Here is a 15,000-nt window from a genome sequence, read left to right on the forward strand (position 1 = left end):
ATGGCGCGATACCCATCTGTCCCCCACCTCACGGACCGCCCCTCGCCCCTCGGGCCCCGGCAGAGCGCTCGACGCACGGGTGGTTTTCCAGACCGGAGGGGAGACGGGCAAGCTGGCCCTGACCTTCGACGATGGCCCCGATCCGCGCTGGACTCCGCTCGTGCTCGATATGCTGGCGAGACTACAGGTGCGAGCCACCTTCTTCGTTCTCGGTTCCGCGGCACAGGCCCACCCCGAGCTGATCGCGCGGGAGATCGACGAGGGGCATGAGGTAGCCGTGCACAACTGGGTGCACACCGATGTCTATGGCGCGGATTTCCCGGAGCTGACCAGCTCGGTGCGCAGGACGAGCGAGGCGATCATGGCGGCGGGAGCTCCGCCTCCGCGCCTGTGGCGGCCCCCCTATGGCCGGGTGGACGCACCGGCTCTGATGGTCGCCGCCCAGCAGGAACTGGACGTGCTGCTGTGGAGCGTTCACTCCCCTTCCACCTCCGCGGCCGCCGCCGTCAAGGATGTGGCCGGCGCCGGATCCGTGGTGCTGTGCCACGATGGCCGCGCGCAGCCTTCGCAGGCTCTGTTCTCCGCACTGGAGGGCGCCGTACACTCCCTGCAGGAGCAAGGACTCACCGTCACCACGGGCAGCGACTTGCTCGCTTCCGCCTCAAAACAACCGGCATGATCTTCTTTCGCAAGAAGAGCCAAGAAGGTCCGCATCACCCGGTGGCGATGCGGACCTCATGCCTGGTACCCCCAGCCGGATTCGAACCGGCGCCGCCGCCGTGAGAGGGCGGTGTCCTAGGCCACTAAACGATGGGGGCCATGTATGTAGTTGTGAACCGCTTGGACCGGTGGGCCCCGCCGATTCGTACCCCCAGCCGGATTCGAACCGGCGCCGCCGCCGTGAGAGGGCGGTGTCCTAGGCCACTAAACGATGGGGGCAGTAGATCAGCATGTGACATGAAGATCCGCTGGGGTACCAGGACTCGAACCTAGAATAACTGAACCAGAATCAGTCGTGTTGCCAATTACACCATACCCCAATTGGGCTCCACCTCGAACGTCCCACGGCCGAGGCAGCGGGCAGTAATCTACACGCCCGCTCCAGCCCCACCAAATCATTGTGGCGTGACTACAGACACATGCCGGTTCGCATGGTATCGCCCTACTCCGTCATGCCCCGAAAACAGGCCGTCGATCAGCCTTGAACGATCTATGGAGCACGAACCGCTACCTCCTCCTGTCGCCCCGCAACCGAGCGCGTCAACGAAGACATCCCTTAGACTCTCGTGAGTTCCTGTTCGCCCCATTACCCTCCGGGAGGCCGTATGCGCACCCATCCACCGCGTCGCAACCATGTCGGTCGCAGCACTCGCAGGACCCGTTGTCTTGCTCTAGGGCTGTGCCTGACCGCCGGTCTGGCGCTGAGCGCCTGCGGCCCGGCCCACAGCGGCAAGCTCACCGTCGAGCCCGCCAGTCCCTCCACGGACAACTCGGAGAGCCCCTCCGCCAAGCCGTCGCCCTCCAAGTCCTCCAAGTCCTCCAAGCCGACACCATCGGCGTCGGCCACCCCGTCCGCAACGGCATGGACGATGCCCAGCGTCACGATCAGCAACGAGAGGACCGATATCTGGCAGCAGGACGACAGTCTCCTCTCCGTACCAATGGAGACCTCGTTCCTCATCAACCGGGCATACCTCTTCAATGACAAGACCTGCCAGGGGGTCCTCCGCTACAAGTCCTCCCGCGACATACACGAAAACGGAAAAAACACGAGCGACAGTAGCGCTTCATCTTCCCTGGTGCAGGAACAGCCCTCGAATTACCCCGCCTACACAATCACATCAGGGCCGACCGTGGTGGACACCATTCCCGATGACAGCGGCACTTTCGCGGGTTACGAGGTCTCATACACCGGCACAGTCACCTTCACCAACTCGGGCGACAGCGAAATCACCGGATACCGATTCTCCAGACAGCTCGGGGAGCAGGGGGCCACTCTCGATATCTTGCTGATGTGCACTCCGGGCAATCTCCCCGACCTTCAGACATGGCACAACCTGCTGAGCGGCACGCGAGTCGCTGGTTTCGACGCAGGCGCCATGTGAACGTGCAGGGCATTCGGGGATGTCCTCGGGCGACTCGCGGGAATCTCCACATGGCAATCAGGGCAACAATCAGTGGGGCCGGGAACACGATGTTCCCGGCCCCACCAGTGAGCTCAATCGGCAAGTAGTCACCCGAGCTGGCCCCTCAGGGCCCGCAACCTGGCGAGGGTCGAGTCGGCTCCCAGGATCTCCATGGACTCGAACAGAGGTGGGGAGACCTGCCGACCGGTGACCGCAACGCGCAAAGGGCCATAGGCGAGACGCGGTTTGATCCCCTCGCCGTCGGGCATACCCCGGCCCTCGACGATGGCGTCCTTCAGGGCCTCCTCCAGATGATCCCTGCTCCATTGCTCAGCGGCGATCCCCTCCAGGGCGTGAACGCCTGCGTCCAGGACGTCGCCCGCAGAGGCTTTGAGCTTGGTCCTGGCCCTGTCATCGATAACGAGATCGCCGTCGGATACGAAGAGGAAACCGAGCATGTCGCGGCACTCCCGCAGCAGCTGAATCCGGGTCTGGATGAGGGGCGCCGCTGCAGTCAGGATCTCCTGCTCGCGCGCTGAGAGCTCATCGAAGGAGGCCGCCGAGACCAACGGTGCCTGCACGGCATCGCCGGTCGGGTCGGGGTAGATGTCGGCGAGGTAGGGCACCAGACGGTCGCGGAAGTCCTCCTCCCCCAGCGCTCGCACCTGCTCAGCGTTGATGGCCTCGCACTTCTTGGGATCGAAGCGGGCCGGGTTGGGGTTGACGTCATGGACGTCGAAGGCCTCGATCATCTCTGCGGCGGAGAAGACGTCACGGTCGGCGCTCAGCGACCAGCCCAGCAGGGCCAGGTAGTTGAGCAGTCCCTCGGGGATCATGCCGCGGTAACGGTGGATGAGAAGGTTCGACTGAGGATCGCGCTTGGACAACTTCCGGTTGCCCTCCCCCATGACGTAGGGCAGGTGACCGAACTCGGGCATGACCTGGGCCCGGCCGATCTCCATGAGTGCCCGGTAGAGCGCCACCTGCCGTGGGGTGGAGGACAGCAGGTCCTCACCGCGCAGGACGTGAGTGATGCCCATGGCGGCGTCATCAACGGGGTTGACCAGGGTGTAAAGAGGATCCCCGCCCGCGCGCATGACGACGTAGTCCGGAACGCTGCCGGCCTTGAAGGTGATGGGACCGCGGACCATGTCGGTGAAGGTGATGTCCTCGTCCGGCATCCGCATCCGCAGGACGGGCAGGCGCCCCTCGGCCCGGAAGGCGTCCTTCTGGGCCTGGGTCAGGTTGCGGTCGAATCCGTCGTAGCCGAGCTTGGGGTCCTCGCCGCGCGCACGGTGACGGGCCTCGATCTCCTCGGGGGTGGAGTAGGACTCGTACAGGTAGCCGGCCTCCAGCAGCTCGGCCGCCACCTGCTTGTACAGGTCCATGCGCTGGGACTGGCGGTAGGGCTCGTGGGGGCCGCCCCTGCCCACGCCCTCGTCCCAGTCCAGGCCCAGCCACGTCAGGGAGTCGATGATGGCCTCGAAGGACTCCTCGGAGTCGCGGGCGGCGTCGGTGTCCTCGATGCGGAAGACGAAGGTGCCACCGGTGTGACGGGCGTAGGCCCAGTTGAACAGGCAGGTGCGCACCATACCTACGTGAGGAGTTCCCGTGGGCGAGGGGCAGAAGCGCACTCGCACGGACGACGAGCCCGGCGCCGGCACGGCGGTCTCGAGGCGGGGGGACGATGAGTGATCACTGAGTTCAGCCATGATGGAGGACAGCGTATCGCGACGGATCATTCTTCCCATGGCTGCACAGCGTGGTGGCGGTTACCGCGTGTTCCGCAAGACCGTTATCTCATCGTCATGGAGGCCTTCCCTGGATACGACGGGCGGTTCCCCACTCGACCGGATCGTCTGACTCCCCACTCGTTTTGGAGGCTCATCCATCTCCCAAGCCCGACGTTCCGCGTCACGGTCCATTTCTCGCCGCCACTGGGCGCTCGGGCTCCCCTCATGATGGGGCTCAGCGTTGCCCTGTCCGTCCCGGCGCTACCGCGCATCAGGAGGACGCGCGCATCACCCACGTCCCGGTCCAGTGCCTCCGGCGACCAAGGGGAAACCGACCTGCAAGCACACAACGAGCTGCAGAAGTTCTCTCAAAGCGCCACCAGTGTGAACTTCAAACCCGCGCAGGTTGACTCGGTCTCCGTCAAGGACTTCCCCGACAATCCCATTGGGACCAAGAGACCGGAATGGACCTGTACCGGTAAGGACGGCGAGGACTATCGGGCCACGGAGCACCTGAGGGCGTTCACAACCATCAAGAAGCTGACCTTACTCATTGCCGCACTCATCTGTCCCAGCGATAAGTACTCCACCGTAGTTCTCGACGATCTCCTGAAGGACACGACTGTCACCGTCCCAGGACCCGCGGACATGGATGAGGCCGGTTCTTCGGGCGACTCGAAGAGCGACCGCGGCACCGGCCCTCAGCTGTACGCCGGGGCTGCCACCCACAGCGGACCGTGCCGAGCGGCTCCCGTAGAATCCCGCCCATGGTTATCTCCTCGGCCGACGGTCCCGACTCTCTGACCCGGGTCTTCGACTCCCTGACTCCGCAGCAGATGCGCGAGCGGGGATCGCTTAAATGGTCCCAGTATCCCGGCGATGTCATCGGGGCGTGGGTCGCTGAGATGGACCTAGGGACAGCTCCCGCGGTCGAGAGGGCCATTTTCGGGGCGGTGCGCGACGGCCTGCTGGGTTACATGCCTCCCTCGGTCTCCCAGGCGGTCCGCGAGGAAACGGCCCGCTACCAGCATGAGACCTTCGGCTGGCAGGTGGAGGCCGAGCAGGTGAGTCTGCTGCCCGATGTGCTCTCGTCACTGAGCGCGGTCATCGCCTCTCACACTCGTGAGGACTCGCCTGTCATCGTCCCCACCCCGGCCTACATGCCCTTCCTCGAGATTCCCAGCCACAACGGCCGCACCTGCATCGAGGTTCCCTCTCCGAGGCGGCAGTCCCAGAACGGTTCTCCTCACTGGGAACTGGACCTTGACGGCATCGAGTCCGCCATGGCCGCGGGGGCCGGGCTGCTCGTCCTGTGCAACCCGTGGAACCCGGTGGGGCAGGTGCTCAGCGCCACCCAGCTCGACGCCGTCGCAGCATTGTCATCGTCCTACGGGGTTGCGGTCTTCGCCGACGAGATCCACGCTCCCCTGGTGCTCGACGACGGACTGGTTCATGTTCCCTACGCCTCCCGTCCGGGCGCAGACCCGGATCTGACGTTCACGGCGACGGCCGCGTCCAAGGGGTGGAACATCCCGGGCCTGAAGTGCGCGCAGCTCATCGCCTCCGGCCGGGCCCGCATGCAATGGCAGACCGATGCGCGCACTGCCCATCTCGAGGCCAAGGCCTCCGTTGTCGGCGCTCTGGCCACCGTTGCGGCGCTGCGCGACGGGCGGGACTGGTTGGGCGAGGTATGCGACTACATCCGCGCCAACCGCGACATGGCGGGCGAGGCCCTGGCCGGCATCGAGGGGATGGAGCTGACCCTCCCACAGGCGACCTATTTGTCCTGGCTGGACTGCCGGGGCTTGGGCCTGGAGCAGCCAGCGCGCTTCTTCCGCAAGGAGGCCGGAGTCGCGATGAGCGAGGGCGCGACCTTCGGGAAGGCGTGGTCGGGGTTCTGCCGACTCAACCTGGCCACCGGCCGGCACATCGCGCAAGAGGCGATGCACCGCATCAGCGACGCGGTCCGCCGCCTGCCGCGTACCGTCCCCTCCTGATCCCGAGGATTCCCCTTCGCAGCCGACGCTGTCGGCTCAGCGGCGCACTACCGGGTTGGAGAACGAGCCGATTCCCTCGACCTCGACCTCGACGCGCTGACCGGCCCGGATCTCGCCGACCCCCGCCGGCGTGCCGGTGAGGATGACGTCACCGGGCAGGAGGGTGAAGATCGTCGAGATGTAGGAGACCAGCTCGGGGACCGCGCGGATCATGTCCGCCGTGCGCCCCTCCTGGACGAGACGACCGTCGACCCGAGCACGTACTACGGCATCGTCGGGAGAGAAGACGGGTGCGCGGCCGGGCTCGGGAACCTCGATCCAGGGCCCCAGGGGGCAGGAGGTGTCGAAGGCCTTGGCCCGCACCCACTGCGGCTCGGCGCGCTGGCGGTCGCGGGCCGAGACATCGTTGGCGACCGTGTAACCCAGGATGACGTCGTCGACGTGGTCGGCGGGGACGTCCTTGGCGAGGGTCTTGATGACAACGGCCAGTTCGGCCTCGTAGTGGACCTCGTCGCTCCAGGCAGGAAGGACGATCGGGGCGTCCGGACCGATGACGGAGGTGTTGGGTTTGAGGAAGACGACCGGGGCCCGAGGCGGCTCGACCTCCCCCATCTCGGCGATGTGGTCCGCGTAGTTCTTCCCGATGCCCACGACCTTGGAGCGGGGGATGACCGGAGACAGGAGGCGGGCGTCGCGCAGCTCGACGACCTCTCCGGTGGCCTCGGGCAGGGAATAGAGGGGGTCGCCCCTGAGGACCAGAAGGTGCCCCTCGGACTCGCCCGAGGCGACCTCGTCGTCAGGCAGGCCCTGGACGATTCCGTAGCGGGGCTCGTCGCCGGTGGAGAATCGTGCGATCTTCATGGGGGCCAGCCTAGCCCGTCGAGATCAGTCGCCCGATGCCTCCTCCAGCGCGGCGCGACGCTCCAGGATGGCGGCGTGGGCGGGACCGTCGACGGCCCAGATCTCCCCAGGGAGATCGCCGGGCAGGTAGGGGTTGTCAGTGGCGATGAAGCGGATCTCCTCCTTCTGCCCGGCCTGGACGGCTCGGCGCTGCGCCTCCCAGTCGCGCAGGGCTCCGAAGGCCCAGCCTCCCAGCGCGAGGATGGAGACCATGTTGATGACGGTCATCGCGCCCATGACCAGATCGGAGAGGTTCCACACGAAGGTGAGGGTGGACAGGGAGCCGACGGCGGTGGCCACGATGATCATGGCCCGCAGGGCGTAGTGCTTGTGCTGCCTGCCCTGGAGGAAGTCCATGTTGACCTGGGCGTAGGTGTAGTTGCCCAGGAGCGAGGAGTAGGCGAAGACGAAGATGATGATGGCCATGAGGTACTGCGCCCAGCCGCCGAGCACGTGGGTGACGGAGGCGGAGGTCAGGGTGTTGGCGGCAGCGTTCGCGGTGCCCGGATCGGCTTTGGCGGCCATCGGATCGTAGACCCCGGAGAGCAGGACGATGAGGGCGGTGACGGTGCACACCACGATCGTGTCGACGAAGACGCCCAGGGACTGCACGAATCCCTGCTGCACGGGGTGGGGGACGGTCGCCGTGGCGGCGATGTTGGGGACCGATCCCTCACCGGCCTCGTTGGAGAACAGGCCTCGCTTGACCCCGTTGAGCGCGGCGGCGAAGAGTCCGCCGGCGGTTCCGGCGAAGGCCTGATTGAGTCCGAAGGCCCCCTCGAAGATGGAGACGATGGCTCTCGGGATCGCGCCGACATGCAGCACCAGGATGGTCAGGGCGATGAGGGCGTAGACCACTGTCATGATCGGTACGAGCCACTCGGAGACGGCGGCCACCGACTTGATGCCCTTGAAGATGATCGGCGTGGTGATGACGACCAGGCCGACGGCGGTCATCCACGGCTCGATATGGAAGGTGTTCTTCATGGTGGCCGCGATGGTGTTGGCCTGAGTCGCCTCGTAGGCGAAGCCGAAGACGAAGGTGATGACCACGGCGAAGACCCGAGCGGCCGTCTTGGATCCCAGGCCGCGCTGGATGTAGTAGGCGGGGCCTCCGCGGAAGGAGCCGTCGGGATGGGTGACCTTGTACATCTGGGCCAAAGTGGCCTCGATGAATCCGGTCGCCATGCCCACCAGGGCCACGATCCACATCCAGAAGATCGCGCCGGGGCCGCCCATGGTGATGGCGATGGCCACGCCCACGATGTTGCCGGTACCGACCCGGGAGGCCAGGCCGACGGCGAAGGCCTGGAAGGAGGAGATGCCTCCCTCGTTGCCGCCCCGGGAGGAGGTGATGGCCCGCACCATGTGGGGGAAAAGACGGAACTGCACCGCACCAGTTCGTACCGTGAAGTAGAGGCCTCCCAGAACAAGGAGCCAGGCGAGCAGGTAGAGGAACAAGTAGCCGGAGGCCTTGTCCAGAATGTCCGCACCAGCGGTGAAGAAGGACTCCAGAGAGTCGATCCAGCCGTTGCCTCCGCTGGATGCGGCACTGTTCAGGGGAGCCAGAACCGGTTGCACGTGAGAACCTCCATGGAGTGGGATGACGATGCAGGTAAGGCGGGCGATAGGCGCAGTCAGTGCGGCGACGCGCTTCATTGCCCGATCAGCCCCTCTTGTGAGGGGACGGATGGTGCACCGTAGTCCCGAAGGCTACGGACACAGTGTTTCGATTCGGTGACGCCTTTGGTCTACCGACTGACCGGACTCTCCCATGCTCCTGCCGGCAAGGCGGCCGGCAGGTGCTCGGAGTCTCCCCGGAAGACGGCCCGTTCCTCATTCGGCGTCGAGGAGCCTCGCAGCGCCTCCCAATCTCTCAGAGCGCCAGCGACCCATCGACTCAACGCCACGAGTGCGATGAGGTTGATAATGGCGCCGGCGCCCAAGAGCACATCCGCCAAGGTCCACACGGTGGTCAGCTGTTGCACGCTTCCCACCCCGGCGCAGACGACGGCGCCGATCTGGAGGGCTCGGGATACCCAGGGGCGGTCGGTGAGGTAATCCAGGCAGACCTGGGCGTAAGAAAAGGCCCCGATGATGGTGGTGTAGGCCAGCACCACGACGAGCAGGGCCATGGGCCAACGGCTCCACTCCCCCACGAGGTGAGCGATGGCGTCCTGGGTGAGGGTGCCCGCGGTCTCCTTGGCCGTCGTCCCGGGCCGGAAGACGCCGGCTCCGGCGACCAGGATCGCCAGCGCCGTCGCCGTGCACACGAACAGAGTGTCCACCACGACCCCGAAGGCCTGGATGAATCCCTGCTGGACCGGGTGCCTCACGGTGGCCGAGCCCGCGGCGCAGGCGGCGCCTCCCAACCCCGCCTCATTGGAGAACAGGCCGCGGCGCACGCCGTTGAGCAGCGCCGCCGTCACTCCCCCGGCCAAGCCGCCCAATCCCTGGCGCATGCCGAAGGCGCCCTCGATGATGGAGCGCAGCGCCTCCCAGGCTTGAACCGGGTGGGTGACAAGGATGGCCAGGACCAGCACCAGGTAGGCCAGCGCCATGAGCGGGGCCAGGTACTCGGCCACCCGGGCCATGGCGCGCAGGCCTCCGAGGAGAACCGGAGCGGTGAGGGCCACGACGAGGACGGCCCCCAGACTCGGCGACAGGCCGCCGGCGCCCTGCAGAGAGGCGGTGATGGCGTTGGCCTGCACCATGGGCATGACCAGGCCGTTGGCGATGAGGAAGAGGACGGCAAACACCGCGCCCAGAATCGGCAGCCGCAGTCCGCGGGAGATGTAGTAGGCGGGACCGCCGCGGAAGGTGTCGTCCGAACGGCGCACCTTGAACAGCTGGGCGAGCGTCGCCTCGCTGAAGGCGGTAGCGGTCCCCAGGATCGCCACGAGCCACATCCACAGCACGGCACCGGGCCCGCCCATGATGAGCGCCAGGGCGACTCCGACGATATTGCCGGTTCCCACCCGGCAGGCAAGTCCGACGGCGAAGGCCTGGAAGGAGGTGATCCCACCGTGGCGCCCGTCGCGGGAGCCCGCCACCGAGGCCGCAATGGCTCCGGTGTGCCGCAGCTGGACGCCCCGGGTTCTGATGGTGAAGAAGATGCCGGCTCCCACCAGCAGCCACATGAGAACCCAGGAGTAGAGCAGGTCGGAGACGGTGGCCAGAGCGGAGTCGAGCTGGTCCAGCCACGAGGCGTGCGCCAATGCAGTCATCGTGATCAACCCCGCTTCGCCACGTCGTCGGGCTCCCAGACCCCGGGAACCACGTCTCCGGGCAGGAGGGAGTTGCCGTGACCGACGAAGGTCGGCTCGGTAAGGCCCTGGGCGCGCTGGTTCTCGAAGTCCCGCAGCGCCCCGTTGACCCAGGGTGCCAGACGGATGATGACGACGAGGTTGAGCACGCCCAGGAGCCCCAGGGCGATGTCGGACAGGGCCCACACGACGGGCAGGGTCAGGACGGTGCCACCGAAGGCCGCAGCGGTCAGGAGGATCCCGAAGACCTGCTCGGCCCGGCGCTCTCCGCCCAGGAAGTTGACGTTGACCTGCGCGTAGGAGTAGCAGCCTAGAACCGTGGAGAAGACCAGGACGAAGATGAGCACCACCATGGGCCAGGTGGTCCAGGACCCCAGATGCTCGACGACGGCCTGCTGGGTGAGGATCGCTCCCTCCAAGGAATCGTCCCCGGGACGGTAGGTGTCGGTGGTCAACAGGATGAGCAGGCCGGTGGCTGTGCACACGAGGATCGTGTCGACGAACACGCCGAAGGACTGGATGAGTCCCTGGCGCACAGGATGGGCGACGGTGGCGGTACCGGCGGCGTTGGGGACGGTTCCAAGACCGGCCTCGTTGGAGAACAGGCCGCGGCGCACGCCGTTGAGCAGCGCCGCGAGGACTCCTCCGGCGGTGCCGAAGAAGGCCTGATCGAGACCGAAGGCCCCAATGAGGATGCTGCAGAAGACATCGTAGAGCCGGCTCACGTTGAGGAGGATGACCACCACCGCCATGAGCACGTAGGCCAGTGCCATGATTGGGGCCAACCACTCCGCGACACGGGCCACGAGGCGCACTCCGCCCAGGACCACGGGGGCGGTCAGCAGGACGAGGAAGACTCCGACCATCCAGCCCGAGAGGCTGGGGACGGTGGCCGTCATGACTTGGGCCAGTGAGTTCGTCTGCACCATGACCACGGTGACACCCACCGAGACAATGCACAGGGCGGCGAAGACCTTGCCCCACAGGGCCGATCCCAGACCGTTCTTGATGTAGTAGGCGGGGCCTCCGCGGAAGGTGAAGTCTCGTCCTCGCTCTTTGAAGATCTGTGCGAGCGTGGACTCCACGAAGCTGGTGGCCATGCCGATGAGGGCGACGACCCACATCCAGAACAGGGCGCCGGGGCCACCGGCCACGACGGCCAGGGCGACTCCGGCGATGTTACCGATGCCGACTCGGGCGGCCAGCCCCACGGCGAAGGCCTGGAAGGAGGAGATGCCTCCGTGCGCACCCGAGCGCGACCCGGATAGTGAGTTGACCATGGTGCCGAAGTGGCGCAGCTGCACCCCGAAGGTGCGCATTGTCAGGTAGATGCCGGCCAGGATGAGAAGAGCGGCGAGGAGGTAGGTGTAGAAGAAGTCGTCAACGGAGTTGAGCAGGTTCTCGATGTTGGTGAGGTTCATGCGTCGGCTCCTGTCGAGGCGGCCGGCTGACTGCTGGCCGGGGTGGCTGCGGGAACGTCGGCGGCGGTTCCGTCCGCCTCAGCCAGGCTGGCTCTCTCACCGGTCCAGACGTCGCCGGGCAGGTCCCCGGGAAGGTGCGGGTTGCCGATGCCGTTGAACAGGGGGGCGGTTCGTCCCGCCGCGCGCTGGGCGTCCCAGTCCCTGAGGGCTCCCACGCCCCAGCGGGCGAGCCAGATGAGGGCCACCAGGTTGGTCAGTGTCATGACGGCCATGGTGATGTCGACGGTGTTCCACACGACGGTCAGGGTGGCCAGCGCGCCCAGGCCGGTGGAGGCCACCGAGACCAGTCGGGGCAGCCATCGCCATGCGGGCCGCTCGGAGATGAAGGTCATGGAGACCTCGGAATAGGTGGCCGCTGCGATGATGGAGGAGAAGGCCAGGACGAAGATGACGATGGTCATGGGCACGGCGGTCCAGCCGCCGAGGGTGGCGGCGACGGCGTCGGAGGTCAAGGTTCCCGCGGCGTCGGGTGTCAGAGTGCCGGCCTCGACGAGGGCGGGGCTGTAGACGCCGGAGACCAGGATGATGAAGGCGGTTGCGGTGCACACGATGATGGTGTCGACGAACACGCCGAGGGACTGAATGAGCCCCTGCTGGACCGGGTGAGCGACGGTCGCGGTGGCGGCCGCGAAGGGCGCGGTGCCCTGTCCGGCCTCATTGGAGAACAGGCCACGGCGGGTTCCGTTGGTCAGGGCGGCGATAATGCCTCCGGTCACCCCTCCGGCGAAGGGGTAGGGGCCGAAGGCCGAGCCCACAATGGTGGCCAGGATGCCCGGGAGCCGGCTGATGTGGAGGCCGACGATGATGATGGCCATGACCACGTAGACCAGGGCCATGATCGGCGCCATCCACTCGGTGACGCGGGCGACCCGGCGCACCCCTCCGAGGATGACGAGGGCGGCCAGCCCCACCAGGACCGCGGCGGCGACGCTCGGGGGCAGGTTGAGCGGAGAACCCGGGCCGATGACACCGGCGACAGCGTTGGACTGGACCATGATGATGGAGAAGCCGCAGGTGAAGATCGTCAGCCCCGCGAAGACGACGCCCAGGGCCCGGCTGCGCATCCCCCTGGCCATGTAGTAGGCGGGGCCGCCGCGGAAGGAGCCGTCGGTGTGGCGGACCTTGAACATCTGGGCCAGGGTCGCCTCGAAGAAGGCGGTGGCCATGCCAACCAGGGCCACGATCCACATCCAGAAGATCGCACCAGGGCCGCCCAAGATGAGGGCCGCAGCCACGCCGAAGACGTTGCCGATACCCACGCGAGCGGCCAAGGAGATCGTGAAGGCCTGGAAGGAGGAGATGCCTCCCTGTGCACCGGAACGCGATCCGGCCACCTGGTGGAGCATGTCCGGCAGACGGCGCAGCTGGACGGCGCCGGTACGGATGGTCAGCAGGATCCCGGTACCGACAAGCACCCACATGGTGATGTGGAGCGTGATCCAGTCCGAGACCGCCTCAAGCTGAGCGGCGAGGGCTTCCATGGGAGATTCGGCCTTTCACGGTGTCGCAGCAGGAGGGGACGGCCCGCATGCTCTCACGAATCATCCCCTTCGTCATAGCGAATCCCTCGACCGTCGTCTTGCCGAGCCGCCCTCTGCCCGGCCCGGTCAGGGAAGGATATCCTCGTAGTACGTGCCTCGCAGGAAGCGGTTCAGAACCTTCTCGCCGGGGAGCTTGCCATCGTTCATCGTTTTCGCAGCCGCCAGCAGTGCACGGACGTCGTACTGGGCAGGCCAGATCGGGGGAACGTCTCGGTCGAGGTCGAGCAGCCCGTAGACGGCCATCATCGCCGTGCGCGCCGATCCCTCGGTTGTGAAGACGCAGTCATCGGGCGTCTCAACAAACTGCCCGAGAAGGCCGAGATTGACGCAGCCATCCGGAATCACCTCAGGCCTGTCCCCGGCGCGTCGAGGCATGAAGAAGGAGGTGATGTAGGGCATCGTCGCCAGGCGAACCTTGGTGCGCTTTTTGATCTCCTCGAACTGACCGATAAGGCCGAAGTGGTAGCAGTATTCCTTCAGGACCTCCTCACCAGTGCACTCGATCATCGGCTTGCGCACACAGTTCCCCAGGGCGTGTGGATAGAGACCATAGGCCCAGGCCACACCCCAGTCCTTCGGCTGAGCCCGGAACTGGGGCTGACGATTCATGGTCAGTGACAGGCACCAGCCTGAGTCCTCCGCGGTGATGATACCGCCGGTAACCGTGCGGCCCGACAGAGGGTCATTGCCGGTGAGCTCATAGATCTTCTTCAAGAAGGGATGGTCGGCCCCGATGAAGCTGAAGGAGGCGGATTCCCATACGGTCTTGTGGGGATCGGAGCAGAACACGTCAGGGCGGCCGAAGACCGCTGACTTCTTCGCAAGGTTGCGCCACAGTGTCCAGGCGCCTCCGGGCTGGTCAGTGAGGAAGGGAGGGACGGTGTCCATGTCGCCGTAGCCGGTGGACTCGGTACACGAACCGATGGTGGCCAGGACAAGGTCCTTTTCGGCGACGTCGATAGTTCCCTCCTGTCCATCAGCACGATGGAAACGAATATCGGTTACCACCTTGCGCCCGGAGGTGATGATCATCTTCAGGTCGTCGACACAGGTGTCGTACTGAAAGACCACGCCCTTGTCCTTCAGCCAACGGGTCAACGGCAAGATGAAGGACTCGAACTGGTTGTAGCGGGAGAAGCGCAAACAGGACAGATCGGAGAACCCGGGGAAGTACTGAAGGAAGCGGTGCATGTACCGCTTCATCTCGGTGAGGGACTCATACTGCTGGAAGGCGAACATCGTCTTGAACAGCGTGTAGAAGTTCGAGGCGAGGAAATCGGCGTCGAACCAGTCCTCGATGGTTTTGCCGTAGGTCACTTCCTCCTTGGCCATCAGAAGCTTGATGACTGCGTGCTTCCCTTTCTTGTTCAGCCCCATCTTGTAGGTGTCCCGACAATGCCCACGGTGGTGGATCACCCGGCAGGGATCGATGTTGGGATCGTTCTCGTTAACAGTGCGGAACTCGTCAAGGACGGTGTAGGGCTCGGGCATCTCCAGCGCCGGGATCTCACGCATGATGTCCCAGAAGCACTCGAAGTGCTGGCCCATCTCCCTGCCCCCACGAGCAATGAAGCCCTTGTCGGTGTCCCCGGCGCCGTCAAATGAGCCGCCGGGGACGGCGAGCTGTTCCAGGACGGTGATGTTGCACCCCGGCATACGCCCATCGCGGATGAGGAAGGCCGCGGCCAGCAGGGCGCCGATGCCCGAACCCACGAGGTAGGCCCTGCGTTCGGCGATATCGGCCGGCGGCACGGGGTGGTTCTGGGTGTAGAGGCCGAGATTGTTGTGGACGAACGGGTTCCCGTCCGGTGAGACGGGGTAGGTCCGCTGGTAGGTGCGCTCGGTTCTTGTCATGGTCTCCTCCTGGGAGCAGCCGGATGTCATTTGTCGACGTGTCCGTGAACGCCAGCGCGGCGACGGTCGGCAGGTACGGGCACTCACACTGTAGGCCTGCCT

At 65.9% G+C, this 15,000-nt stretch carries 10 protein-coding genes and 3 tRNA genes; 3 read left to right on the plus strand and 10 right to left on the minus strand.

Features of this window, described 5'->3' with window-relative positions; all coding sequences use genetic code 11:
- Window positions 1-79: 79 nt before the first annotated feature.
- On the plus strand, window positions 80-679 hold the full coding sequence (locus tag HMPREF0975_RS08180; protein ID WP_009233680.1) for a polysaccharide deacetylase family protein: 600 nt from the start codon (window positions 80-82) through the stop codon (window positions 677-679).
- A 63-nt stretch (window positions 680-742) separates the two neighbouring features.
- Here HMPREF0975_RS08180 and HMPREF0975_RS08185 read toward each other — a convergent pair.
- The 3 genes from HMPREF0975_RS08185 to HMPREF0975_RS08195 all read right to left on the minus strand — a co-directional run bounded on the left by HMPREF0975_RS08185 (window position 743) and on the right by HMPREF0975_RS08195 (window position 1,040).
- Window positions 743-818: transfer RNA gene (locus HMPREF0975_RS08185), tRNA-Glu, on the minus strand.
- Between the two features lie 48 nt (window positions 819-866).
- Window positions 867-939: transfer RNA gene (locus HMPREF0975_RS08190), tRNA-Glu, on the minus strand.
- A 29-nt stretch (window positions 940-968) separates the two neighbouring features.
- A tRNA-Gln gene (locus HMPREF0975_RS08195) sits at window positions 969-1,040 on the minus strand.
- Window positions 1,041-1,325: 285 nt separating this feature from the next.
- Here HMPREF0975_RS08195 and HMPREF0975_RS08200 point away from each other — a divergent pair.
- Window positions 1,326-2,105 (plus strand): hypothetical protein, encoded by a 780-nt coding sequence (locus HMPREF0975_RS08200; protein ID WP_009233681.1) that lies wholly within the window; start codon window positions 1,326-1,328, stop codon window positions 2,103-2,105.
- Between the two features lie 128 nt (window positions 2,106-2,233).
- Here the strand turns inward: HMPREF0975_RS08200 and gltX are convergent, their stop codons facing one another.
- The gene (gene gltX, locus HMPREF0975_RS08205; RefSeq protein ID WP_049939663.1) at window positions 2,234-3,838 is read right to left on the minus strand and encodes a glutamate--tRNA ligase; all 1,605 of its coding nucleotides are present in this window, start codon (window positions 3,836-3,838) and stop codon (window positions 2,234-2,236) included.
- 788 nt (window positions 3,839-4,626) lie between these two features.
- Here gltX and HMPREF0975_RS08215 point away from each other — a divergent pair.
- A complete protein-coding gene (locus tag HMPREF0975_RS08215; protein ID WP_009233684.1) occupies window positions 4,627-5,856 on the plus strand; it encodes a MalY/PatB family protein in 1,230 nt (409 codons plus the stop codon).
- A 36-nt stretch (window positions 5,857-5,892) separates the two neighbouring features.
- On the opposite strand, the gene HMPREF0975_RS08220 is transcribed toward HMPREF0975_RS08215, so the two are convergent.
- From HMPREF0975_RS08220 to HMPREF0975_RS08245, 6 genes are all read right to left on the minus strand, one after another.
- Complete coding sequence (locus HMPREF0975_RS08220; protein WP_009233685.1) at window positions 5,893-6,717, minus strand: fumarylacetoacetate hydrolase family protein; 825 nt, start codon at window positions 6,715-6,717, stop codon at window positions 5,893-5,895.
- Window positions 6,718-6,741: 24 nt separating this feature from the next.
- Window positions 6,742-8,337 (minus strand): alanine/glycine:cation symporter family protein, encoded by a 1,596-nt coding sequence (locus HMPREF0975_RS08225; protein WP_009233686.1) that lies wholly within the window; start codon window positions 8,335-8,337, stop codon window positions 6,742-6,744.
- A 170-nt stretch (window positions 8,338-8,507) separates the two neighbouring features.
- Complete coding sequence (locus HMPREF0975_RS08230; RefSeq protein WP_009233687.1) at window positions 8,508-9,983, minus strand: alanine/glycine:cation symporter family protein; 1,476 nt, start codon at window positions 9,981-9,983, stop codon at window positions 8,508-8,510.
- 5 nt (window positions 9,984-9,988) lie between these two features.
- A complete protein-coding gene (locus HMPREF0975_RS08235; protein WP_009233688.1) occupies window positions 9,989-11,443 on the minus strand; it encodes an alanine/glycine:cation symporter family protein in 1,455 nt (484 codons plus the stop codon).
- Complete coding sequence (locus HMPREF0975_RS08240; RefSeq protein WP_009233689.1) at window positions 11,440-12,984, minus strand: alanine/glycine:cation symporter family protein; 1,545 nt, start codon at window positions 12,982-12,984, stop codon at window positions 11,440-11,442. The genes HMPREF0975_RS08235 and HMPREF0975_RS08240 overlap by 4 nt, the downstream gene beginning before the upstream one ends.
- A gap of 126 nt (window positions 12,985-13,110) precedes the next feature.
- The gene (locus HMPREF0975_RS08245) at window positions 13,111-14,898 is read right to left on the minus strand and encodes an oleate hydratase (protein ID WP_009233690.1); all 1,788 of its coding nucleotides are present in this window, start codon (window positions 14,896-14,898) and stop codon (window positions 13,111-13,113) included.
- Window positions 14,899-15,000: the final 102 nt, after the last annotated feature.

Source organism: Actinomyces sp. oral taxon 849 str. F0330 (genome assembly GCF_000239715.1).
GTDB classification, from domain to species: domain Bacteria; phylum Actinomycetota; class Actinomycetes; order Actinomycetales; family Actinomycetaceae; genus Actinomyces; species Actinomyces johnsonii.